Source organism: Alphaproteobacteria bacterium (assembly GCA_016699735.1).
Lineage (GTDB): Bacteria > Pseudomonadota > Alphaproteobacteria > Micavibrionales > Micavibrionaceae > JAGNKE01.
In genome coordinates this window covers 2,102,043-2,125,028 of record CP065008.1, presented here as the reverse complement: position 1 = coordinate 2,125,028, position 22,986 = coordinate 2,102,043, and the positions used below count along the sequence as shown (strand labels likewise).

Genomic DNA, 22,986 nt, shown 5'->3' with positions numbered 1-22,986 from the left:
GTTAAACCCAACTATCAGAGTCTCCAAACCTCAGAAAGCCGAAGTTTGTTTAGGATCAAAAAATATCTGCGATGGTGGACGCACGAAATCCTGGGGTTTATGCAACTCGGGCTTATTCGGGTTGGGGTCATTTCGAACTTGTGCGCCCACAGTATTTTCTTCCAGTTTTCCAAGCCGCTCTTTCAGGAAAGCCACGCGCTCTTCGTGAGACATGGAATCCGTTCTGGGCTTCCAGCCTTCCGGCAAAAGAAGGCGATCTTGCCCCGGCGCCCACTGGCTTCGCACTTCAACGGGCATAGGAATACCCATGGCGGTCATAATTGTATTGGCTGCGGAGTTTGAATTTTGAGCCTCAAAGTGATGTCCGCGTAAAATAGGCGCACCCACGATGATATAATTCAAATTTTGAGAATTGATAAATTCTGACGCTTCAACGGCTTGCGCGAGACCTCTAACGAAATCCTCCTTTGATAAATTCGCCGCTACGGTCTGTGATACCAGAGGGTAGTCGGGCGCTATGTCTTGAAGCGCCACTCCTTCCAATACCCGAACCCTTAAAGTATCCTCGCCGGATGTAGAAAAATTTGTGAGTTCTCCGCTTCGCCTGTTATAGGCATCCCCATTAAACGCGAACAGAGGCTGACCATTGACGGAAAATACAACCTCGTTGTGAACAGCCCTGCCGATCAAAGGAATATTCGCAGACTGATAGCTTCTGATTTCAACCTGATATTTGTCGTCAGACATAAAAAAACCCGTTTATATTTTCTGTAATTTTACTTAGATAATAATAAACTTACAAGAATTGCGATAAGAGCGGTCAAACCCTCGTATTTTTCCCCATATTAGGAACAAAATCGTTCACTTTTTGTTCTAATGACGGCAGAGCCTACAGTTTGACAAAAGCTTATTCTAAGGCTCCTTCGCTTTTTTAAGCCGCGATTTTCACCGGGCCTTTTTCGAAGAGTTCGGCGACATACTCCCAGTTCACGAGGCTGTCCATGAAGGCCTCCAGATATTTCTGGCGGGCGTTGCGGTAGTCGATGTAATAGCTGTGTTCCCAGACATCGCAGCCCAGAAGCGCGGTCTTGCCCTGCGCCAGCGGGTTTTCGCCGTTGGGGGTCTTCATCACGTCGAGCTTGCCGTTGGCATCGAGGATCAGCCAGCACCAGCCGGAGCCGAACTGTGTCATTCCGGCCTCGATGAATTTGCCGCGGAAGGAGTCGTACGAGCCGAAGGATTGGTTGATCATGCTTTCAAGATTGGCGGGGATGGCCTTGCCGCTTTTCGGGCCGCCGTCCTTTTTCATCCAGTTCCAGAAATGAATGTGGTTCCAGTGCTGGCCCGCGTTGTTGAAAAGGCCCGCCTGCGCCGGATTTTTGAAGGAGGACACCACGACCTGTTCCAGAGTTTTATCGCCCAGACCCGCGGCCTGCGCGAGCTCGTTACCCTTCACGACATAGGCGTTGTGGTGTTTGTCGTGATGGAATTCCAGCGTCTCCTTCGACATATAAGGCATCAGCGCGTCGTAGGCGTAGGGGAGTTCGGGGAGGGTAAAGGGCATGATCGTCTCCTGCTTTCCATGATCTCTAAAAGCTGCTAACGCTACACTAGTCATTTTGGGCAATTTCTCAAGGTTTTTTGAACGGCGGAGCTTTTGGGCGGACAGGCGCTTTCAACGTGCGGGCAGATCGTGCGGGACCATGACCGGGACCGCTTCCTGCTGTCGATGTTCGCGCCGCCGCAGACACGCGAGGCGCTGTGGGCGTTGTTTGCCTATAACCACGAACTGGCGAAAACGCGGGAAGTGGTGAGTGACAGCACGCTCGGGCTGATCCGCCTGCAATGGTGGCGCGAGGCCGTCGGATGCATTTATGAAAACAAGGCGCAGCCGGAGAATGCGATTATCGATGCGCTGGCGCTGGCGATCAAGGCGCATGATTTGCCAAGGGAGATGTTCGATACGCTGGCCTATGCGCGGGAGTTCGATCTTGAGAATGTTTCACCGGGGAATCTGGAGGGGCTTTTGAATTACGCGGATTTCACCTCTACGCCGCTGATGAAGCTGGCGGTTAAAGTCACAGGGGACGATCCCGAAATGGAGCCGGTCTATCCGGTGGCGGTGAATTATGCGCTGGCGGGGATTTTGCGAGCGGTTCCCGCCCATGCGGGACAGGGGCGGTGTTATCTTCCCGAAGATCTGACGGTCAAGCATATCGTGACCCGAGAGAAGCTGTTCCTGTTCGAGCGGCAGGCGGGGTTGCCGGGGTTGCTGGCCGAAATTGCGGCAGCGCAGACAATCGGAGTCCGGCCGAATAACATTTTCCTTAAAGCGTCTTCGGTGCTGGCGGGGCTGTATTTCAAGCATCTGAGAGCCCGAAAATACAATATTTTCGACCCGCAATATGCGCTGGAGCCGCCGTTTAAGGCGCTGCGCCTGACTTTGGCGACAAAATTCATCACTTTTTAGCAGTTTTTGGCTATGATCGCCGAGGTTAGGGAGGCGTGGCGTTGGAGGCTGCGCCGGGTAATGTCAGGTTAAATCAGGAGAGAGTCTTATGGTCGATTCCGTCAATCCGTCCGGGTCCGTGCAGCCGCTTCAGTCTGTGAAGAAAACGCAGGAGACACAAAAGCCGGAAAAAGCAGAAACGAAATCCGGCGCTCCTGTCGATGAGGTCAAGATTTCGCAGGAGGCTTTGAGTCTGTCGCAGGCCGAGGACGCTGCCCGTCAGGTTGCTGCTACTCTCTCGCAAAAACCGGAGACGACCCTGTCCGCCGATCAACAGCGTCTCAGTACGCTGGCTTGATTACTTGTATTTGACGTCTAGAATTTCGTAGGACCGCAAACCCTTGGGGGTTTTGACCTTCACGAGATCGCCGACGGATTTTCCGATCAGGGCGCGGGCTACGGGGGCGCCGATGGAGAGTTTTCCTTTTTCCGTATCCGATTCATATTCGCCGACGAGCTGATAGGTTTCCTCATCGTCTGAATCTTCGTCCACCACGGTGACGGTGGCGCCGAATTTTACAACCTGTCCGGTCATGGTCTTCGGGTCGATCACCTGCGCCCGGCCAATGACGGATTCGAGTTCCTGTATGCGGCCCTCAATAAAGCTCTGCTGCTCGCGGGCGGCGTGATATTCGGCGTTCTCCGAAAGATCGCCGTGAGCGCGGGCTTCGGCAATCGCCTGAATGACGGCAGGGCGTTGAACGCTTTTGAGGTTTTTCAACTCGCCTTCGAGTCTGACGAATCCTTCTTTAGTCAAAGGAACCTGGTCCATGAATGAAATCCTGTAATAAAAAAATAAAATTAGGTCTGAACTTAAAACAAACATCCCGCCTCCGAAGGGCGGGGTGCCGTTATTCTTTGCTCAGACCAAAAAGCGTATCGCAAACAGGCACGCTCCGTCAAGGACGTCGCTATTCCGCCGCTGCCTTGCTGGAATTGCGATCCTCAAAGTAGGATTGCAGCGGTGCGACGTCCAGTTCCCGCGCCTTGATGGCTTTGAGGGCTTCCACTGCGGCACGGGCGGCGGTCATCAGGGTGTAATAGGGGATTTTGTTCATCAGGGCCATGCGGCGGATCGAGGACGAGTCGGCCACGGCCTGTGCGCTTTTTGTCGTCGTATTGATGACGAGTTGAATTTTGCCGTTGATGATTGCGTCCACGATGTGGGGCTGGCCTTCCAGAACCTTGTTGATGCGCGAGACCTTGATTCCCTTGGCCTTGAGGAATTTACAGGTTCCCCCGGTAGCCACAAGATCAAAACCGATGGCGATAAGGTCACGGGCGATGGGCAGCAGTTCCTCCTTGTCGGAATCTTTGACCGACAAGAAAACGGTGCCTTTGACGGGAAGTTTTATTCCTGCGCCCAGCATGGATTTGGCAATCGCGTGGGCTAGGTCTACATCCAGACCGATGACTTCGCCGGTGGATTTCATTTCCGGTCCCAGAAGCGGATCGACGCCGGGGAAGCGGTTGAATGGGAAGACGGGCGCCTTCACGGCCGAGTGCTTCGTGCTCATGGGCTGCAAGATCGAGCGGAAGTCCTCGAGTTTTTCGCCGGCCATGATGCGGGCAGCAATTTTAGCCACCGGTGTTCCGGTGGCTTTGGCCACGAACGGCACGGTGCGTGAGGCTCGCGGGTTGACTTCGAGAATATAAATATCGAACTCGCCCGTCTCTTCATTGCGTCTTGCTGCGAACTGGACGTTCATCAATCCTTTGACGTATAACGCTTTGGCCAATTTTACAGTTTGCTCTTCGATGCTTCGCACCGTCTCTGATGACAGGGAGTGGGGCGGAAGAACGCACATACTGTCGCCGGAGTGAATGCCCGCTTCCTCGATATGCTCCATGATTCCGGCGACGAAGACTTCCTCGCCGTCGCACAAGGCATCAACATCAATCTCGATGGCGCTTTTCAGATAGCGGTCGAGCAGGACGGGCGTGTCTCCGGAAACTTTTACCGCCGTGTTGATGTACTCCTCCAACTCAGCCATGTTGTGCACGATCTCCATCGCTTGTCCGCCCAGAACATAAGACGGGCGAATGACGATGGGGAAGCCGATGTCCTCGGCAATGCCGAGGGCTTCCTGCTTCGAGCGTGCGAGAGCGTTCGGCGGCTGACGCAAGCCAAGTTTCTTAAGAAGCTTCTGGAATCTCTCCCGATCCTCGGCGAGGTCGATGGCGTCCGGGGATGTGCCCAGAATGGGAATGCCGTGTTTTTGAAGGGCTTGAGAAAGCTTGAGCGGAGTCTGCCCGCCCAGTTGGACGATGACTCCCAGCACTTCGCCGTTTTTCTGTTCCGCGTGAATGATTTCAACCACATCTTCTTCGGTCAGTGGCTCGAAATAGAGGCGGTCGGAGGTATCGTAATCTGTCGAAACCGTTTCGGGGTTGCAGTTGATCATAATGGTTTCGTAACCGGCTTCCTTCAGCGCATAGGCCGCGTGGACGCAGCAGTAATCGAATTCTATGCCCTGACCGATCCGGTTGGGGCCGCCGCCGAGGATCACGACTTTTTTGCGGTTCGTCGGTTCGATTTCATTCTCGGCGGGTTCAAGGCCGTTGCCCTCGTAGCAGCTATACATATAGGCGGTTTCGGAGGGGATTTCCGCCGCGCAGCTATCCACGCGCTTGAAGACGGGGTGCACATTATGGGCATAGCGGGCCTTGCGGACGCTGGCTTCGGAGACTTTCATGAGTTGCGCGAGCTGGGCATCGGAGAAGCCCAATTTTTTTACCTTCATCCAGCCCTCGGCGTTCACGGGAAGGCCGTTGTCCAGAATTTCTTTTTCGGCGCGGATAATATTTTCAATCCGCTGCAGGAACCATGGGTCGTATTTACTGATGTCTTGAATTTCTTCGACAGACAGACCTTGACGCAATCCTTCAGCGATATAGAGGATTCTCTGCGGCGCGGGTTTGGCAATGGCGGCGACGAGAAGATCGCGGGAGGAATTGTCCTCGCTGCCCTTTGAACCCCGGACGGGCAGGGGATTCAGGCCTGTCAGACCCTTTTCGAGGGAGCGCATGGATTTTTGTAAGGATTCTTCAAAACTGCGGCCAATCGACATGGCTTCGCCGACCGATTTCATCGCTGTTGAGAGAATCGTTTCCGTGCCTTTGAATTTTTCAAAAGCAAAACGGGGAACTTTCGTGACGATATAATCAATCGTGGGTTCGAAGGAGGCTGGCGTCTTTCCCCCCGTAATATCGTTGGCGAGTTCGTCCAGCGTGTAGCCGACCGCCAGTTTTGCTGCAATCTTGGCGATGGGGAAACCTGTTGCTTTTGAGGCCAGAGCGGATGAGCGCGATACCCGCGGGTTCATCTCGATGACGATCATGCGGCCGTCTTCAGGGTTGACCGCGAACTGCACGTTCGATCCGCCTGTCTCTACGCCAATGCCGCGCAGGATGGCGATCGAGGCGTTCCGCATGATCTGGTATTCCTTATCGGTCAGCGTCAGGGCCGGAGCAACGGTGATGGAATCCCCGGTATGTACGCCCATCGGGTCGATATTTTCAATCGAGCAGACGATGATGCAGTTGTCGTTTTTATCGCGGACAACCTCCATTTCATATTCCTTCCAGCCGAGGAGGGATTCCTCGATCAGGACTTCGTTTGTCGGCGAGGCTTCAAGTCCTTCGCGGACGATGCGTTCGTAATCGTCACGGTTATAAGCGATACCGCCGCCGGTTCCGCCGAGCGTAAAGGAGGGGCGGATAATAGCAGGGAGGCCAATCTCCTGTGCGACCTCACGAGCCTGTTCCAGAGTCGTGACCACACGGCTCTTTGCTGACGCGAGACCGAGTTCGTCCATACATCTCTTGAATTTTTCACGGTCTTCGGCTTTTTCGATGGCCTCCTGATCCGCGCCGATCAGCTCGATTCCGAGGCGTTCCAGCGTTCCGTTCTTGGCCAGAGCCAGAGCGGTGTTGAGAGCGGTCTGTCCGCCCATGGTAGGGAGCAGGGCATTCGGGCGCTCCTTTTCAAGGATCTTTGCGACGATCTCCGGTGTAATCGGTTCGACGTAGGTGGCGTCCGTCAGTTCCGGGTCAGTCATGATGGTCGCCGGGTTGGAGTTGACCAGAATGATCCGGTAACCTTCCTCCTTCAGGGCTTTACACGCCTGCGTTCCCGAATAGTCGAATTCGCAAGCTTGGCCGATGATGATCGGCCCCGCGCCGATAATGCAGATGGATTGAATATCAGTTCTTTTGGGCATTGTTTTTCTGGCTTATGTTTACGGGCGTGAGTTTGATAAAGCTACGTTCGGACGGATCGATAACGAAATGGCTTTTATCATCGGGTGTCCATTTGTTAAAGGCCTTGTAATCCCCTGAGTGAATATGGGTCTTTCCTTCCTCGTCCACTGAGGCAAATAAATCCATACCCTGAAACCCTTCGCTGTCGATTTTCACCATTGCTCCGTTGCCATCCCTATAAATATGGCCGATATGGGAACGATGGATCCCCGAGCCGAAGGAAAAGGTGTAATACAATGAAAGATGAGGAATGTCTTTGCGGGAAACCAGTATAGCCGACATTAAACCTTGGCCGCCGAACGACGGGATGGCGTCTATCGTGTTGTCTGCATAAAAATACCGGACGGGTTCTGGGTTGGCGCTCGTTTTGACTGAAAAAATCTGAACGCCCAGTTTTTCAAAAAGGCCGGGGACGAGACCTCTCTCCTCTGTCACTAGCAGGCTGATTCTGGCATCCGTTTTTTCACTTTCCAGTGCATCCATAAGCAATTTTTTAAATTGCTCTTCTGTGATTGCGTCTTCTTTCGAGAATATACGGCCCGTCCCAAAACATTGGCTTGTTGTAAGATATTCTGTGCCTGAATCATTTTCAGTTACTGCGGCGTGTATAATGTAACTTTTTCCCTTTTCGAAGATGGAGGCGCATTCCGAGAGAGGTTGCAGAAGGGTGACCGTGCTTTCGCCGTTCAGTATGGTCTTTGCCCTGTCGCTGAGTTTGAGGACTTTCTGAGAAGAGAATCGGCTTATGTGCATGGAGTGCGCCATTTCAGTTTCTTCGAGTGGGATACCATAAAAAATCAGATCGAAATCTGTTCTTGAAGTATACTCCTCAAATTCTCCTGTGCAGGTGCAAGCCTTCACCGGCATGGGAAAAGACGCAGAAAACAGACATAAAAAAAAGAAGACACCTTGATTGTACAAGATTCTGTGTCGGGGCATTGAACCCTTATTCCGGGGACTATTCTGTTGGGGCATCCTGTCCTTCTGGTGTGATATTTTTTTCTTGTTTCACAGTGTCCTGCTCTCCTGAAGAAGGAGTCAGATCAGGGGCCGGAATTTCTTTCGTTCCCGAACACTGACTGGTGCTGAAATAGGGGATGCCTTTTTGGGTTTGCTTGAGTGTGGCGAAGACACGGTAATGCTTTCCTTCCTCAAAACTGAAATTGCAATCTGATGTTTTCTGGGCGATTTTTGCCCTTTTATCGCCGTTAATTTCGTAAGAACTGATCAGTAATTCCGAGTCCTTGTCGGTCTTTTCAATATTCGTCACGACAAAGGTATTCCATAAGGCGTTATTGGCCGTTTCAGTTGGGGTTATTGAGTTTGCAGAAAAAACTGCAGAAGCCTTTTCGAAAAGGGCTTTTTCCTCCTGCATTTCACAACTACAGACGTCTGCATGGACCGAAGGTGAAAAGAGAGAACCTGTCAGGCAGAGTGCGAACAACACATATAATTTTTTCATAACAATTTCCTCATGATGAATATAAATATATTCCCTATTATTTCCAGCACGCTATCGTTTCATATTTTTGGCAAAGCGGTCAAAAAGATAATGGCTGTCTTGCGGGCCGGGGGAGGCTTCGGGGTGGTACTGCACCGAGAAGGCCGGCTTATCCTTGACCCTTAAACCCTCGTTGGTTCCATCGAACAGGCTGATGTGTGTGACTTCGGCGTTGCCCGGAAGGCTTTCGGCGATGACCTCAAAGCCATGGTTCTGGGACGTGATTTCGACCTTTCCGGTCATTATATCTTTCACCGGGTGGTTGGCGCCCCGGTGGCCGAGATGCATTTTTCTTGTCTTTCCGCCTAGCGCCAGCGCAAGGAGTTGATGCCCGAGACAGATGCCAAAGATCGGGACGTTTTTATCGAGCAATTCGCGAATGACGGGAACGGCATAGACTCCGGTCGCCTCCGGGTCGCCGGGACCGTTCGAGAGAAAAACCCCGTCCGGCTTGTGAGAGAGAATATCTGCCGCGCTGGCGTTCGCCGGAACAACGGTTACCTCTGCGCCCGAAGAGGCCAGGCAGCGCAGGATGTTTCTTTTGGCGCCGTAATCGATGGCCACGACTTTATATTTGGCATTGTCCTGACGCCCATATCCCTTGTCCAAAGACCACAAGGTCTCATCCCATTTATAACTCTGGGTGCAGGAGACATCCTTGGCGAGGTCCATGCCCTCCAGTCCCGGCCAATCGGATGCCTGTCTCTGCAGGGCCGGAAGATCGAACTTTCCGTCGGGGTTGTGGCACAAGACGCCATTGGGGGCGCCCTTGTCGCGGATGCGGCGGGTCAGCGCCCGCGTATCGATGCCGCATATTCCGGGCATATCATGTTCCTTAAGCCATTCATTGAGGGGCTTGAAGGACCGCCAGTTGGAGGGTTCGGTGATATCCTCGCGCAGGACCAGACCGCGTGCGGCCGGGTTAAGCGTTTCAATATCTTCCTTATTCGTGCCAACATTGCCGATATGCGGGAAAGTGAAATTGATAATCTGCCCGGCGTAGCTGGGGTCGGTCAGGATTTCCTGATAGCCGGTCATGGACGTGTTGAAGCAGATTTCCCCGACGGATGTCGTGGCCGCGCCGAGCCCTTTTCCCCAGAACACGGTGCCATCGGCAAGAACGAGAACGGCAGTTGCATTTTGAGGGCGTTTTGCGTAAGACAGATCAGACATTCTCGGTGGGTTCTCCAGCAACGATTGCAGGTATTGCTAGAGACACTGTCCTTAAAGTGTTTTGAGTTAAAAGAAAAGGAAAAAAAGTGCAAAAACGTGCAGAAATCAATAACGCCTACAAAGAGGCCATGAAAAAGCAGGATAAGGACGCCGTTGGAACCCTGCGTCTGATCCTCGCCGCTATCAAGAGCAAGGATATCGATGCACGGGGGCAGGGCGGGCCGGAGGGCGGTATAGGTGATCCCGAAATTCTCTCTTTACTGCAATCCATGATCAAACAGCGGCAGGATTCCATCCAGCAATATAAAGCCGCCAACCGGAACGATCTTGCCGAGAAAGAGCAGAAGGAAATTGATATCATTCAAGGGTATATGCCCCAGCAGCTTTCCGACGCCGAAGTCGAGGCGGCAGTTGCGGCGATCATCTCTGAAACCGGAGCGGCCGGAGTCAAGGATATGGGTAAGGTCATGGGATTGCTGAAAACCCGCTATGCCGGTCAGATCGATATGGGGAAGGCCGGAGCCATCGTGAAAAGCAAGCTGGGCGGCTGAGGTCCGGGTTAAGCGGCCTTGCGTGCCCACAGGGTTCTGGCTTTTTCTTTCAGAATTGACCAGAAGGGCGCGGACTTGCAGTTCTCGCCGTACTCTATCAGCTTGATTTTGCAGTTCTTTTTAAATACGTCCGGCATTTTACGGTCTTTTTCTGTGTATTAAATAATGGCCAAAAGGCTATTATTTTTCTGTTTTTATTGGGCCGGATCATACTCAAGTGTATTTACATATGCAAACATATTATGCACACAACTCACATATTTTTTCAGGGTTTTTTCCAGCTTTTGGGATTTAACCACCGGATCGGTGCTAGCATCGCCTTGGTATCTCTTTCAAAAGGACTATTATGACCCTGCCGCCACGATTTCTGGATGAGCTTCGAAGCCGTTTGACCCTGTCCGATATTATCGGGCGGAAGGTCAGGGTTGTAAGGGCGGGCCGGGAATTCAAGGCCTGCTGCCCGTTTCACCGGGAGAAAACCCCGTCCTTTACCATTAGCGACGACAAACATTTCTTTCACTGTTTCGGCTGCGGGGCGCACGGGGATTCGATCGGGTTTCTGATGCGGCACGACAATCTCTCCTTCATGGATGCGGTCGAGACGCTGGCGGCGGAGGCGGGGATGCAGGTTCCGCAGCAGAATCCGAGAGATATCGAGCAATCCCGCCGTCAGAAGGATTTGTTCACCCTGATGGAGGAGACGACCTGTTATTTTCAGGAGTGTTTGCGGGAGACCCGTAACAAACAGGCGCTGGGGTATCTTCTCGGGCGCGGTCTGAACGCGGAAACGATCGAGGCCTACAGGATCGGCTACGCACCTGAAGAGGCGCAGTTGCTGGGCCAGTATCTGAGGGGACAGGGGTATTCTGATGCCGATATGATCCAGGCCGGGGTCTTGAAGGAGTCCGCGAAAGGGCGCGGGGCGTATGCGTTTTTCCGCGGGCGGATCATGTTTCCTGTGACGGATCGGCGCGGGCGGACGGTGGCCTTTGGCGGGCGCATTCTGCCCGAGCATCTGCGGGCGCCGGATCATGGCGATTTCAAGCCGCCGAAATATATAAACTCCCCCGATTCGCCCCTGTTCAATAAAAGCCGTGTGCTTTATGGGGAGCCTCATGCGCGGATGGCGGCGACCAGCGGTGAGGCGCCGATTGTCGTTGAGGGGTATCTGGACGTCATTGCCTGCGCTGTTGCAGGGATGAAGAGCGCCGTTGCGCCGATGGGAACCGCGCTGACGGATGAGCAGATCTTGCTTTTGTGGAAGATGATCCCCGGTTCCGACAAGGAACCGCTGCTTTGCTTTGATGGTGATTCGGCGGGACGGCGGGCGGCGGAACGGGCGCGGGATCGGCTGTTGCCCCTGCTTCAGCCGGGGCAGAGCGCACGGATCGCCTTTCTGCCGGAGGGGGAGGATCCCGATACGATGATCCGTTCGCGTGGCGCCGATTCGTTCCGGGCAGTTCTGGGGAACGCCCTTCCGCTTGTGGATTTTCTCTGGACCAGTTTGACGGCGGGGCGGGTCTTTACCACACCCGAATCGCAGGCCGGACTGAAAAAGGAGTTGCTGGATCAGGTGGCGCGGATCGCCGACCGCGACGTGCAGAGCCTCTACCGCCAGAAGCTGCTGGAGCGGTTTTCGCAGCAATTTTTTCGGTCTGCGGCCAAGAACACTGTGAACAGCGCGAACCGCAACAGCCGCTTTCCTGCCCAGCCGCCCGTGCGCTCTCCCGCCAGACCTCTGGACCACCGCCGGACTTTATCGGCCAGAATTTTGCTGGCCGCCGTGGTCAACCATCCGCATATCTACGAACAGATCGAGGAAGGTCTTGGCTCTCTTGAAGTTTCCGATGTAGCGCTCGACCGTTTCCGGCAGGAACTTGTGACCCTCTTGGCGGAAGATTCGAATATCGGGCGCACCGAGTTGATTGAGAAAATGAACGCCAAAGGATTTTCTGAAGAAATCCATGACATTTTGAGCGAATCTGTGTATGTTCACGCTTCGTTTTGTTCGCCGCGGGCGCAACCTGAGAGTGTTGCGTCGAGTTGGGTGGCGTGGAAAGAGGCGGCAGCACAGAAACAAGCTCATAGAAACTAGGGTTTTCAGGCGTTTTGGTGTTGTTTGGGGCTTTTTCAGTGTTTGCGTTTTGGGGTGCGTTTTAACTGGAAGCGCGAAATCTTCTTGAAAAATATGAAAAAACGCGACATAACGCTTTGAAATTCATATAAAACGTGAATAAGTTACAGACTTTGGATTGCGCGAGTCGACAGACTTAAAGGAACTTGGGTGTCTTGAATATGGCCGTGAAAGCAAACGTCAAACAAAAAAAGAAGCAAGAAAAGCCGGGGGAAGCTCAAGATGTGCTGGCGGGGATCGTCAGCAAGCTTGTGACTGTGTCGGAGAAAAAGGGTTTTCTGACCAACGATCAGATCAACAAGGCGCTTCCCGCTAAGGGGTTCACTGCCGAGCAGATCGAGGATGTCTATTCGGCTCTGTCCGAGCAGGGGATTCAGGTCGTCGATAATGAGGACGAGGTTGAAGCCGAGGGTGGTTCAGGGAGAGCTTCAGAACCCGCTTCCGAAGAAGGGGAGTATGAGGGCCGTGGAAATATCGCCGACGACGATACCGGCCGTACGGATGACCCGGTCAGAATGTACCTGCGTGAAATGGGGGCGGTTGAACTGCTCTCCCGCGAGGGTGAAATTGCCATCGCCAAGCGGATCGAGGCCGGACGCGAATTGATGATCGGCGGTATCTGCGAAAGCCCGCTGGCGATTGAATCCATTATCGCCTGGTATGAGGCGCTGCAAAACGGGGATATCCTGTTGCGTGAGGTGATCGACCTTGAGGCGACGTATAATCAAGGGCCGGACGGTGAAGCGCCGGTTTTCGTCAAGCCTCAGCCTCAGGCCGACGAACTGCCCAAAGCCAAATCGGCCAAGGACCAGAAACCCGCCGCAAAGAAAGCTGCTCCGCTGAAGGCTGAGCCGGCTCCGGTGAAAAAATCCGGAAAAAAAAGTAAGGACGAGGAACCCGAGGAGCAGCCGCAGCCCGATCCGGACGCCGATCCCGAAGCCGATATGCTCGATGACGAGAGCAATGTTTCGCTTTCTGCTATGGAGGAGGAACTCGCGCCGCTGGTGTTCGAAATTTTTGCGAAAATCCAGAAGACCTACAAAAAGATGCGTAAGGTCCAAGACGAACGCATGGAGTGGCTGACGAAGGGTAAAAAGCCGCCTGTGGATGTCGATAAGAAATACAACAAGCTCAAGAGCGAGATGGTCGGACATATGAATGACGTGCATCTTAATAATGCGCGGATCGAGCAACTGATTGACCGTCTTTACACCATCAACAGGGAACTCGTGGCCATTGAGGGCAAGCTCATGCGTCTGGCTGTCGATTGCGGCGTCAAGCGCGAACGGTTCCTTGAGGAGTATTATGGGTCCGAACTGGATAAGAAATGGCTCAACCGTGTTGGCAAGTTGAAAGACAAGGGCTGGGTTAAATTTGCCGACAAGCATGAGCAGTCTATTGCGCCGATGCGCGACCAGATCGCGGCGATTTCGGACGAGGCCATGCTGCCCATCGCCGAATTCCGCCGCATCGTTGGGACTGTCAAAAAGGGCGAAACCGAAGCCGGACGGGCCAAGAAGGAAATGGTCGAGGCGAACCTGCGGCTCGTGATTTCGATTGCCAAGAAATACACCAACCGCGGTCTGCAGTTCCTTGATCTGATTCAGGAGGGCAATATCGGCCTGATGAAGGCGGTCGATAAATTCGAATACCGCCGGGGCTACAAATTTTCGACTTATGCAACGTGGTGGATCCGGCAGGCGATTACCCGTTCAATCGCCGATCAGGCGCGTACGATCCGTATTCCGGTACACATGATCGAGACGATCAACAAGTTGGTGCGGACCTCGCGCCAGATGATGCATGAAATCGGCCGCGAGCCGACGCCCGAGGAACTGGCTGAGCGCCTGCATATGCCCTTGGACAAGGTCCGCAAGGTTCTCAAGATCGCCAAGGAGCCGGTGTCGCTTGAAACGCCGATCGGGGACGAGGAGGACTCTTCTCTGGGTGATTTCATCGAGGATAAGAACGCGATTTTGCCGATTGAAAGCGCAATCCATTCCAATCTTCGTGAAACCACCACGCGGGTTCTGGCCTCCCTGACTCCCCGCGAGGAACGCGTTCTGCGGATGCGGTTCGGGATCGGCATGAATACTGACCATACTCTTGAGGAAGTCGGGCAGCAATTCAACGTGACCCGTGAGCGCATCCGTCAGATTGAGGCGAAGGCGCTGCGGAAGCTCAAACATCCGAGCCGCTCGCGCAAGCTGCGGAGTTTTTTGGATACTTGATTTTTAAAAGCTAGTTATTGTGGGCGATTCAAGATTTATTACAAGGGTTATATTAAAGAACTATCGTAGTATAGGGTACTGCGACGTTGAGCTTAAGCCTTTGACATATCTTGTTGGGCCGAATGGATCGGGAAAAAGTAATTTTCTTGATGCTTTGAGGCTAGTTTCTGACTCATTAAATACCACTCTTGACCATGCTTTGCGTGATAGAAACGGGATCAAAGAAGTAAGGCGGCGGTCAACAGGTCACCCTAGAAATTTGAAAATAAAACTTCATTTTCAAGATCGTATGGGTGGTTCAGGTTTTTATGAATTTGAAATTTCCGCGCAACCAAAAGGTGGTTTTGAGGTTCGCAGCGAAGAGTGTCAATTTAATGCTTTTTTTCAAAAAAGCGCACACTATAGAGTAGAGCGTGGCCAAGTTATATCCTCCAGCATTAGTAGTCAGCCACCCGCAGCATCTAGTGATCGTTTATATCTTGTTAATGTTTCTGGTTTACCAGAATTCAGAAAGATTTATGAAAGTCTCTCTCATATGGGCTTTTATAATCTTAACCCAGAAATTATCAGAGAGCTGCAGGCACCGGACACAGGGGAAATACTGCAAAGAGATGGTCATAATATTGCTAGTGTCGTTAGGCAATTGGAGCAGCATATTGCAATAAAAAGAAGAATTGAAGAATTCCTCTCTAAAGTTGTTCCTAGTGTCGAAGGGGTTGAATTTAAAATTGTTGGTCCTAAAGAGACTCTAGAATTTAAGCAACAAGTTTTAGGATCAAAAGATCCATGGAGATTTCTGGCAGCAAATATGTCAGATGGCACTTTACGAGCCTTGGGAGTATTGATAGCGCTTTTTCAATCCAGAAAGGATTTAGATAGTAAAATTCCACTTGTCGGAATTGAAGAACCTGAAGCAGCATTGCATCCCGCAGCAGCAGGGGTTTTGCGTGAAGCCCTGAATGAGGCGTCTATGAACACCCAAATTATTGTCACCAGCCATAGCCCCGACCTTCTCGATCATCCTGATATTTCCGACGACAGTATTTTGGCAGTAAGTTCAGAAAAGGGAACAACTAGAATTGCCAAAATAGATGAAGCAGGTAGAAGTGCCATAAAAGAGAAACTTGTTACGGCTGGCGAACTGCTTCGTCTTGGACAGCTTGTTCCCGATGAAGGAATGGTAAATTTCACTGACGATGAGACTTAGGAATAATTATTTTGCTGACTATTTCTTGCATTGTTGAAGGCCATGGAGACGTAGACTCCCTACCATTGTTAATAGATAGAGTAATTTATGATGTTGACCCGTCTTTTTCTTATAGAATTATGCGCCCTTGTCTCAGGCTTCATCGATCTAAATTCAATGATAATCTAGAATACAGAAAAATGGTCGAACTAGCTGTTCGAAAAGCTGGTATGGGCGGTGCTACAATAATACTCTTGGATGCCGATGATGATTGCCCTGCTGTAAAAGGGGCTGAATTAAAGCAGAGAGCAGAATCAATAAGGTCAGATGGAAACTTTAAGGTCATTCTTGCAAAAAGTGAGTTTGAGTCTTGGTTTCTTGCTTCTGCCTCTTCATTGGCAGGGTATCGCGGTTTGCCTGAAAATTTGCTTGTACCTGCCAACGCTGAGGATATTAGAGATGCAAAAGGATGGCTAAGTGGGAGAATGTCAGGAAACAGGTATAGTCCGACGGTCGACCAACCTCCCTTTACTAATAAATTTGATATTAATCTGGCAAGAACGAATTCGGGTTCTTTTAATAAGTTTTATAGAGATGTTTCTTCACTTTTGCGTCCCAATTACTAGTGCTGGCCCGGTTTTTGCTTATCATTCAGTCTGGGCGTTGGCCATGCAGGTGCGCCCAAAACTTGTCGTGAAAATTCAATCGTGTTAATGTCCTGCGCTTCCAGCGCGTGATTTGTTCAGAAAGGTGATATCCGATGCAACTCTCTCTCCGCCGAAGATTGACAGGCGCTCTGCCGCAGCCCGTGCGCTATGGCTTGCGGCGCATGATATATAGCGGGGCGGCGGTGACCTGCCCGCTGTGCGAGGCCTCGGTTAGCAAATATATTTCCCATGGCGCGGATTTCGAGGTGCTTCACCGCCGGAAGGTGGTTGGAGGCATGATCCGGGAGCATGACCAGTGCCCTGCTTGCCGCAGCGCGGACCGGACGCGGCTGATGATGCTTTATCTCAAGAATGTAGCGGGTGTGGGCGTGAAGCCCTTGCGGATTCTTCATATCGCTCCCGATTTCGGGCTTTATCTCTGGCTCAAGCGCCACAAGCAGGTTGATTATGTGGCCAGCGATCTCGATCTGGCCCGTTACCGCCATATCGAGCGTATCCAGAAGGCGGACATCACCGCCATGCCCTTTAAGGATGGCGACTTCGATATCGTGATCTGTTCGCACGTACTGGAACATATTCCCGACGACCGCAAGGCGATGCGGGAGATCCTGCGCGTTCTTAAACCGGGCGGGGTTGCCATGCTCATGGTTCCTTTGGCCACGGACGGGCAGGGGACGGACGAGCAGCCGGATATCAACGATCCGGGTGAGCAGGAGCGCCGCTTCGGCCAGTGGGACCATGTGCGTTTATACGGAAAAGAGGATTTTATCGCCCGGTTAAGCGGGGAGGGTTTTAAGGTCAGTCCGTTTAACGGTTTTGACCATTTTCCCGAGGAGGCGGGCGCTTTACAACTGAATCCCCAGGAAACGCTGGTGATTGCCGAAAGGACTTAGAGGTTTTTTCGAAGGTTGATAAATTCAGTGCCGTATATACTTAAGGTCTATAAAAACTATTCGATTATTATTTAGGACGTCTGCTCATGCCTCATGTTGTTTTTCTTCTTTGTACGCTTTTTCTGGCCAGCTTTATCTCTCAACCCGTTTATGCAGGGCCTGTCACGGAAGAGGATGTTCCCGTTGTTTATGAAATGGTCAACCTGGATGAAGACAAGGCCAGCAATTTTGTCGATAGTCTTGATGAATTGCCAACAGTCCGTGCGAAGATTGGTTATGAAGGCAAGGATGATCCCCTGAGGATCAAGCCTGCGGTTATCCTGGAAAAAAATTATGCCCCTTACCGTAATCTCGTGAAGAAGATGAGTTCCGAGTCTCCCGCGCATTACGCCGCTATTAAAGAGCTTGCCGAAAAGTACAAGTTTGCTTCAGCCGAGGATTGGGCGGAAACTGCGGACGGGGTCATGCTGACCTATTATTATATCCAGCAGGAAAAAGATGGACGGACTATTCAGGACAGGATGAAGGAGCAGCTGCGCCCCGAAATGCTGAAAATGATCCCGAAGGATCAGATGTACCGCGTGGAGGAAGCCCTGCGGATGACCAGCAAAATCAACGATGTCTCGGAGGAAAACGAGCGGATTGTGCGCGGTCTTATCTCCGAGCTTGAAGTCGGGATGCGGAAAAATCTCTGATTTTTAGCTGATACTTCCCGGTTCGGGCAGTGTACTCGGGTCGCAAGCGGCGGAGGGGCGCGGGTTGGTTTTTTCGCAATGTTCCTGCTCGTCCCGCAATTCGGCTTGCGTTTTATGTTTATTGGCGTGCAGGAATTCCACGAAACAGTCCAAGCGGTCCTTTTCGGCCTTGACCAGTTCCTCAGCGCGTTCTTCCAGTCGGGTAATGTTTTCCCTTGATGCGTCGTCGAAATCGTCACTTGGGCCGGGTTTGTCGGGGGACTGGCGGCGCAGATCGGTCTGCATCCTGATATAATCCTTATGCAGCAGGGTCCGCATGATGTAATCGTGCGAACGCATACTTCCCAGATTAATACCGACTGTGGGGGAGGCCCAGCGTATAATCCCCGCGCTGCGGAGGGCGTTTACATCCAGAGGACGCTCGGTCTCGCCCGATCCCAAGGATAGAACAACGTATTGATGTGTATCACCGAAGCGGCGCATCGCATCCGCGTAGAGCATCAGGGCCGGGTTGTTGGCGAAATTGCCGCCGTCGATCAAATGCGCGGGCTCGCCCAGCATATTATGGGCGGTATGGACATTGAAATAGGATTGCGCGGAGCTGGTAGCGCGGGTGACGTCAAAAAGCGTGTAGTCCTTGCTGCGCGGGTCCGTGCCCTGTTCGCGGTCGGTGGGGTTGGTGAAATTGCCCCGTGCTTCCCATGATTTGAACAGCTTTTCCTTGCGGCGGACGATGTCGTAGGAGGAGACCAGAAGGTCGTTATTCACGTCAGAGAGTTTCAGGTCGCCGAAGGTCTCTCGCAGGACATGGTCCAGATGTTTGCCGTCGTATTTTGCGGTGAACAAATTGGGCAGATCGACGTTAAAGGTGCGGGAGAGGAAGCCCTTGCGGAAAATCTGCTGACCTTCGTTAATAAAAAGGTTTTTTGATTCTCCGGCGGTGAGGATCGGTTTGCCGTCCACCAGCGATGTGGCGGCGACGATCAAACCTCCGGCCGATGCACCCGCGCTCATGTAAAATTGTGACTGGATGGGAGTGCCGAGCTGGGTTTCCAGATACTCCAGAACGCGGCCGGGGATGATGCCACGGATGCCGCCGCCATCGACCGAAAGAAGGGGAATGATACTCATAAACCTACCCGCCTGTTTGCAAGCTTTTTTGCTCTTTCCTGCAGTCTAGCGGGAACAACCGGGTTCTGCAAGTTTTGGCTTGCCGGAGGCGAAAAAGCCTTTATCTCTGCGGGCAGAACTATTATAAGCATAAATTTAGCCCTTGCGGGCCTGTAGCTCAGTTGGTTAGAGCAGTCCGCTCATAACGGATTGGTCCCAGGTTCAAGTCCTGGCGGGCCCACCAGTTTCTGATTGCCCTGTATTAAATCTTTGGACCGCAATCACGCAGCCTTTTGCGGTTTTACAGCAGATTAAAGCTGGTAACTATGAAATGGCGCACCCGGGAAGATTCGAACTCCCGACCTTCTGATCCGTAGTCAGACGCTCTATCCAGCTGAGCTACGGGTGCGCAGGATAAAAACCGGAAATGAAAGCGGACACTACTCGAAACATTTTGGAATTTCAAGAGTTTCTGAATCTTTCGAGCTTATTTGCCCCAAAAGACTGAAATGACTGTAAAAAATTAGTTTTTGCCTTTATTGGGCAGGTTATGGCAATATTAGGGGGAGGGGAGAGTTTGCCGGAAATCTTGATTTTTCTGGGGTTTTTGGTTAAAACTCTGCCGCAAGAATTATAAGAGTGACAGCCGCCAAAGGCTGTTATACTCACCGGGCGATAACATAGAGGGTTTTTCACCATGCACGCCAAAGTCGAATCCGATCAGCCGGATAGTATTCCGTTTGCTTATGTGCCCTTCGAGTCTAACAATCAAAAAGGGTGGGCTATTATCTCCGCTCCTCCTGAGCAACACGCGGCAATTATTCAGGCCGTCAAAGATAATACGCACCGTGGAACGACCCTGAATTTAATGAGACTTATCGAGGCTTTTAACGGCAAGGTCACGAAGTCTGGACCAGGGCCGATTCCCGAGGAAGAGCGTAAGGATCTCCATATGCTTTATGGTGGCCAGGATCCCGAGCAGGGAAGTCTTGACATATAAGAGTATTTTTTGAGGTTTGACACTTATGCCCTCCGGCCACGATAAGCAGACATTCGATGATAATCCGCAACAGCGTTCGGAGTCGCTGGCGTGGATTCCGGTCGGGCATGACGTCGATGAGCATGATCTTTCGCCGCTTAAGGCACTGGCCGGGGCGATCATTCATGCGGATGACCAGAAGAAACGCACCGGGCAGGAGTTTGCCGACGAGGCAGTTTCCGATGCGGCCTCCTTTGTCGAGATTGGAAAAGGTGCAGTTCATGCGTTTCTGGAACAATCTCCTGCAGCTCTGGCGGAAAGCCCGTTCGCCTACATTTCGGCGACTGCTGCGGTTTATCTTCTGACCCAGATTCACAAGGACGGCACGAAGACCGAGGGGCGGTTGATCAATGCCCTCAAACTGCTGGATGAATACAAGCGCACGAAGGACAGGAATGTTCTCCATAAGGCCGGTCTGGAACTGGAGCAGGTTCCGAATATCGAATTGAATGGCCAGACCTGCGGGCGGACGCTGTCGCTCATGAAAGTTTATGAAATCGGCGATCGTGTCGCCCAGACGGATGTCGGCACCGCGAAAAAGATCGCCGACCGTCTGGTTCAGTTCGGCCAGACGACGAGCCATGCCCTCAAGGAAAGTTTCGTCAACGCTTATTGGCGCAACCCCACCGGGATTGTGGGGATTTTCAAGGCCACGGCGAATGCGTTGCGCGTGTCGTGGCGGCTGGCGCATATAAGGGCGACTGGGAGCAACGAAGTCCAGCATGATCACAAGAAGGGACTTTTTGGAGGCAAGGAGCCTGAAGATCGGCCGATCGACCTGACCCGCGTCGTGTTGAAGGGGATAGAAGTCGAGAATATCGAAGACTTTCAGCCCAGCCTGCTTGAGGAAAGCCTGCATATCGACGAGCAGTATCAGGATTTGCTCAAGGACAGACTGAAGTTTATGCACTTGACCGTCATTCAGGGGATTTTTATCGGCGCCTCAATCGGGCAGGGGATATGGAACGGTGTTCATGGCGATCCGGGCTGGGCGTTCGTCAACTTCTCCAGTGCCAGCGCGGCATCGGGTCCGTTCAAATTCTTCGCCGAGAGGTATGCGGAAATCGATGCGATCTTGCGGACCCACCGTGCGGAAACCGGACATAGGCTTGCAAGCCTCGCGGGACGCGACGGGGCCAGCCATCAAAGTTCTTCGAACGCCGCGAACGAGCATCATACTCCTGAGATTTAGTATAGGAGCAACGGTTGTTCACTGTGACATCACCCCCAATATTATTTTGATGGTGGTTTGTTTTTTCAGGAAGTTTAGCAGGGCTTAATACGAAATATGAGGAATGTGCTTGTATGTTTTGACCTCTGTAAAACCTGATTTCCTGAGGACTTATTTCCTGCTAGACAATAAATTCGGCCTGTCCCCGTAGCTCAGCAGGATAGAGCGCAGGATTCCTAATCCTGAGGTCGTGGGTTCAAATCCCGCCGGGGACGCCAGTTGAGGGGTATTCTGTCATTGTTTTTTGTCGCATTGGTGGGAAGTGGTCGATGAAACCTATGAGGAGGAGCCGATCCTGTCGCGGATATGTAGTTCGCCCGTTGTGCATAACTGCGGGGATTGATTGTTGGTCTTTTTCCCAAAAAAAACCCTTAAAAACCGTTGCATTTCCTCGTGAAAATGTTAAGTATTTGCTGCAACGCACTATATAATAAACATCAGGAGGAATTTCATGTCTAAATTCGGACTTGCAGAATACATATGGATTGATGGGTCGCTGCCGACGCGCAATCTGCGCTCGAAGGCACGGACCGTCAAGGTCGGGGCCAATCCCAAGGTTTCGGATTTCCCCGAGTGGAGCTTTGACGGATCGTCGACGAATCAGGCGCATGGCCATGATTCGGACTGTATCCTCAAGCCCGTGAGTTTTTTCCCCGATCCTATCCGCGGGGAAGGGAGTTTCCTTGTCATGTGCGAGGTTTTCAACCCCGACGAGACGCCGCATGAATCCAATTCCCGCGCCCAGTTGCGTGCCGTTCTGGATGCCGGTGCCGCCAAGCAGGAACCCTGGTGCGGTTATGAGCAGGAATATACCTTCTTCCGCGGGCGTCAGCCTCTGGGTTGGCCGGAATACGGTTTCCCACGGCCGCAGGGTCCATATTACTGCGGCGTCGGCGCCGACGAGGTGTTCGGGCGCGAGGTCGTGGAGGATCATGCTGCGCTGTGTCTTGATGCCGGACTGATGTTCTACGGGATCAATGCCGAAGTGATGCCCGGCCAGTGGGAGTTCCAGATCGGTTTCCGCGGCGATGCCTCTGAAACCGCGAATGCGATCGACATGGCCGACCAGGTCTGGGTGGGCCGCTGGCTGTTGTGCCGCGTTGCCGAGGATCACGGCGTGATGGTGACGTTCGATGTGAAGCCCGTCAAGGGCGACTGGAACGGGGCCGGGATGCACACCAACTTCTCGACCAAGGATACCCGCGACCCGAAGAAAGGCCGTGCGGCGATCAAGGCGGCGACCGATGCTCTGTCTCGGAAGCATTTTGAGCATATCGCCGTTTACGGCGCAGGGAACCACGACCGTCTCACCGGGCGGCATGAAACTTGCGACATCAATACGTTCCGCGTCGGCGATGCGGACCGGGGTTGTTCGATCCGAATTCCCAAGCCGGTTGCGCTCAAAGGTTATGGTTACTTCGAAGACCGCCGTCCGGGTGCCAATGCCGATCCGTATCTGGTCGCGGCGCGCCTGTGCGCTACGGTCTGCGGTGTTGACGAGAAGGTCATGACCTTTACCTCGTGGCCGCGCAAGGATGCCAAAATCGCGATTGCCGCCGAATAACGGTCTTTAGCTGAAATTATTAAGGACGCCCGTAATTTTTACGGGCGTCTTTTTTTGTTTTCATCACTTGGCTGTTGTCACTGGCTGCGTATGGCTATATTTATATGTATCCCTCGTGACCGCGAGTTTCTGCGTTCCTGATTCATTTTGGAGTGTTCTTTATAAAGGTTTTGGTTGCGTTCTCGTGCTTTTTCAAGTGGGTGAACGGACTTGTGTTGCTTTACTAGAGACATTTTCT

Annotated in this window: 20 protein-coding genes and 3 tRNA genes; 14 read left to right on the top strand and 9 right to left on the bottom strand. The window is 52.4% G+C overall.

All coding sequences use genetic code 11. From position 1 onward, the window contains the following. Window positions 1–30: 30 nt before the first annotated feature. Both IPN28_10550 and IPN28_10545 read right to left on the bottom strand, forming a co-directional pair. Window positions 31–747, bottom strand: coding sequence for a hypothetical protein (locus IPN28_10550; GenBank protein ID QQS56697.1), 717 nt, complete (start codon window positions 745–747; stop codon window positions 31–33). A gap of 184 nt (window positions 748–931) precedes the next feature. Beyond that, the gene (locus IPN28_10545) at window positions 932–1,564 is read right to left on the bottom strand and encodes a superoxide dismutase (protein QQS56696.1); all 633 of its coding nucleotides are present in this window, start codon (window positions 1,562–1,564) and stop codon (window positions 932–934) included. Window positions 1,565–1,657: 93 nt separating this feature from the next. Here IPN28_10545 and IPN28_10540 point away from each other — a divergent pair, with 93 nt between their 5' ends. Both IPN28_10540 and IPN28_10535 read left to right on the top strand, forming a co-directional pair. Beyond that, a complete protein-coding gene (locus tag IPN28_10540; protein QQS56695.1) occupies window positions 1,658–2,470 on the top strand; it encodes a squalene/phytoene synthase family protein in 813 nt (270 codons plus the stop codon). 88 nt (window positions 2,471–2,558) lie between these two features. Then, window positions 2,559–2,807: a hypothetical protein gene (locus IPN28_10535; GenBank protein ID QQS56694.1), complete on the top strand. Its 249-nt coding sequence runs from the start codon at window positions 2,559–2,561 to the stop codon at window positions 2,805–2,807. Here the strand turns inward: IPN28_10535 and greA are convergent, their stop codons facing one another. The 5 genes from greA to carA all read right to left on the bottom strand — a co-directional run bounded on the left by greA (window position 2,808) and on the right by carA (window position 9,446). After that, on the bottom strand, window positions 2,808–3,281 hold the full coding sequence (gene greA / locus IPN28_10530; GenBank protein QQS56693.1) for a transcription elongation factor GreA: 474 nt from the start codon (window positions 3,279–3,281) through the stop codon (window positions 2,808–2,810). 139 nt (window positions 3,282–3,420) lie between these two features. Next, complete coding sequence (gene carB / locus IPN28_10525; GenBank protein ID QQS56692.1) at window positions 3,421–6,732, bottom strand: carbamoyl-phosphate synthase large subunit; 3,312 nt, start codon at window positions 6,730–6,732, stop codon at window positions 3,421–3,423. Further along, the gene (locus IPN28_10520; protein ID QQS56691.1) at window positions 6,716–7,639 is read right to left on the bottom strand and encodes a hypothetical protein; all 924 of its coding nucleotides are present in this window, start codon (window positions 7,637–7,639) and stop codon (window positions 6,716–6,718) included. Before IPN28_10520 ends, carB begins: the two co-directional genes overlap by 17 nt. Before the next feature lie 91 nt (window positions 7,640–7,730). Then, complete coding sequence (locus IPN28_10515) at window positions 7,731–8,234, bottom strand: hypothetical protein (protein QQS56690.1); 504 nt, start codon at window positions 8,232–8,234, stop codon at window positions 7,731–7,733. Between the two features lie 51 nt (window positions 8,235–8,285). Further along, window positions 8,286–9,446, bottom strand: a complete 1,161-nt coding sequence (carA, locus tag IPN28_10510) for a glutamine-hydrolyzing carbamoyl-phosphate synthase small subunit (protein QQS56689.1) — start codon at window positions 9,444–9,446, stop codon at window positions 8,286–8,288. Window positions 9,447–9,574: 128 nt separating this feature from the next. Between carA and IPN28_10505 the strand changes: the two genes are divergently transcribed. The 7 genes from IPN28_10505 (at window position 9,575) to IPN28_10475 (ending at window position 17,804) form a co-directional block, all read left to right on the top strand. Further along, on the top strand, window positions 9,575–9,997 hold the full coding sequence (locus IPN28_10505) for a GatB/YqeY domain-containing protein (GenBank protein ID QQS58610.1): 423 nt from the start codon (window positions 9,575–9,577) through the stop codon (window positions 9,995–9,997). 346 nt (window positions 9,998–10,343) lie between these two features. Continuing rightward, window positions 10,344–12,092 (top strand): DNA primase, encoded by a 1,749-nt coding sequence (locus tag IPN28_10500; protein QQS56688.1) that lies wholly within the window; start codon window positions 10,344–10,346, stop codon window positions 12,090–12,092. A gap of 200 nt (window positions 12,093–12,292) precedes the next feature. Then, window positions 12,293–14,362, top strand: a complete 2,070-nt coding sequence (gene rpoD, locus IPN28_10495; protein QQS56687.1) for an RNA polymerase sigma factor RpoD — start codon at window positions 12,293–12,295, stop codon at window positions 14,360–14,362. Window positions 14,363–14,381: 19 nt separating this feature from the next. Next, a complete protein-coding gene (locus IPN28_10490) occupies window positions 14,382–15,569 on the top strand; it encodes an AAA family ATPase (GenBank protein ID QQS56686.1) in 1,188 nt (395 codons plus the stop codon). Between the two features lie 11 nt (window positions 15,570–15,580). Beyond that, window positions 15,581–16,174 carry a DUF4276 family protein gene (locus IPN28_10485; protein QQS56685.1) on the top strand — a complete coding sequence of 198 codons (594 nt, stop codon included), beginning with the start codon at window positions 15,581–15,583 and terminating at the stop codon, window positions 16,172–16,174. A 134-nt stretch (window positions 16,175–16,308) separates the two neighbouring features. Beyond that, window positions 16,309–17,109 (top strand): class I SAM-dependent methyltransferase, encoded by an 801-nt coding sequence (locus IPN28_10480; GenBank protein QQS56684.1) that lies wholly within the window; start codon window positions 16,309–16,311, stop codon window positions 17,107–17,109. A gap of 86 nt (window positions 17,110–17,195) precedes the next feature. Beyond that, complete coding sequence (locus tag IPN28_10475; protein QQS56683.1) at window positions 17,196–17,804, top strand: hypothetical protein; 609 nt, start codon at window positions 17,196–17,198, stop codon at window positions 17,802–17,804. 3 nt (window positions 17,805–17,807) lie between these two features. Here IPN28_10475 and IPN28_10470 read toward each other — a convergent pair whose 3' ends face one another. Further along, window positions 17,808–18,935 carry a patatin-like phospholipase family protein gene (locus IPN28_10470; GenBank protein QQS56682.1) on the bottom strand — a complete coding sequence of 376 codons (1,128 nt, stop codon included), beginning with the start codon at window positions 18,933–18,935 and terminating at the stop codon, window positions 17,808–17,810. Between the two features lie 146 nt (window positions 18,936–19,081). Between IPN28_10470 and IPN28_10465 the strand changes: the two genes are divergently transcribed. Further along, window positions 19,082–19,158, top strand: a tRNA-Ile gene (locus IPN28_10465). A gap of 88 nt (window positions 19,159–19,246) precedes the next feature. On the opposite strand, the gene IPN28_10460 is transcribed toward IPN28_10465, so the two are convergent. Next, window positions 19,247–19,323, bottom strand: a tRNA-Arg gene (locus IPN28_10460). A 288-nt stretch (window positions 19,324–19,611) separates the two neighbouring features. Here IPN28_10460 and IPN28_10455 point away from each other — a divergent pair. From IPN28_10455 to IPN28_10440, 4 genes are all read left to right on the top strand, one after another. Next, window positions 19,612–19,914, top strand: a complete 303-nt coding sequence (locus IPN28_10455) for a hypothetical protein (protein ID QQS56681.1) — start codon at window positions 19,612–19,614, stop codon at window positions 19,912–19,914. A gap of 16 nt (window positions 19,915–19,930) precedes the next feature. Beyond that, on the top strand, window positions 19,931–21,145 hold the full coding sequence (locus IPN28_10450; GenBank protein QQS56680.1) for a hypothetical protein: 1,215 nt from the start codon (window positions 19,931–19,933) through the stop codon (window positions 21,143–21,145). A gap of 180 nt (window positions 21,146–21,325) precedes the next feature. Further along, window positions 21,326–21,402 (top strand) — tRNA-Arg (locus IPN28_10445). A gap of 233 nt (window positions 21,403–21,635) precedes the next feature. Continuing rightward, complete coding sequence (locus IPN28_10440; GenBank protein ID QQS56679.1) at window positions 21,636–22,748, top strand: glutamine synthetase beta-grasp domain-containing protein; 1,113 nt, start codon at window positions 21,636–21,638, stop codon at window positions 22,746–22,748. The last annotated feature ends 238 nt before the right edge of the window (window positions 22,749–22,986 follow it).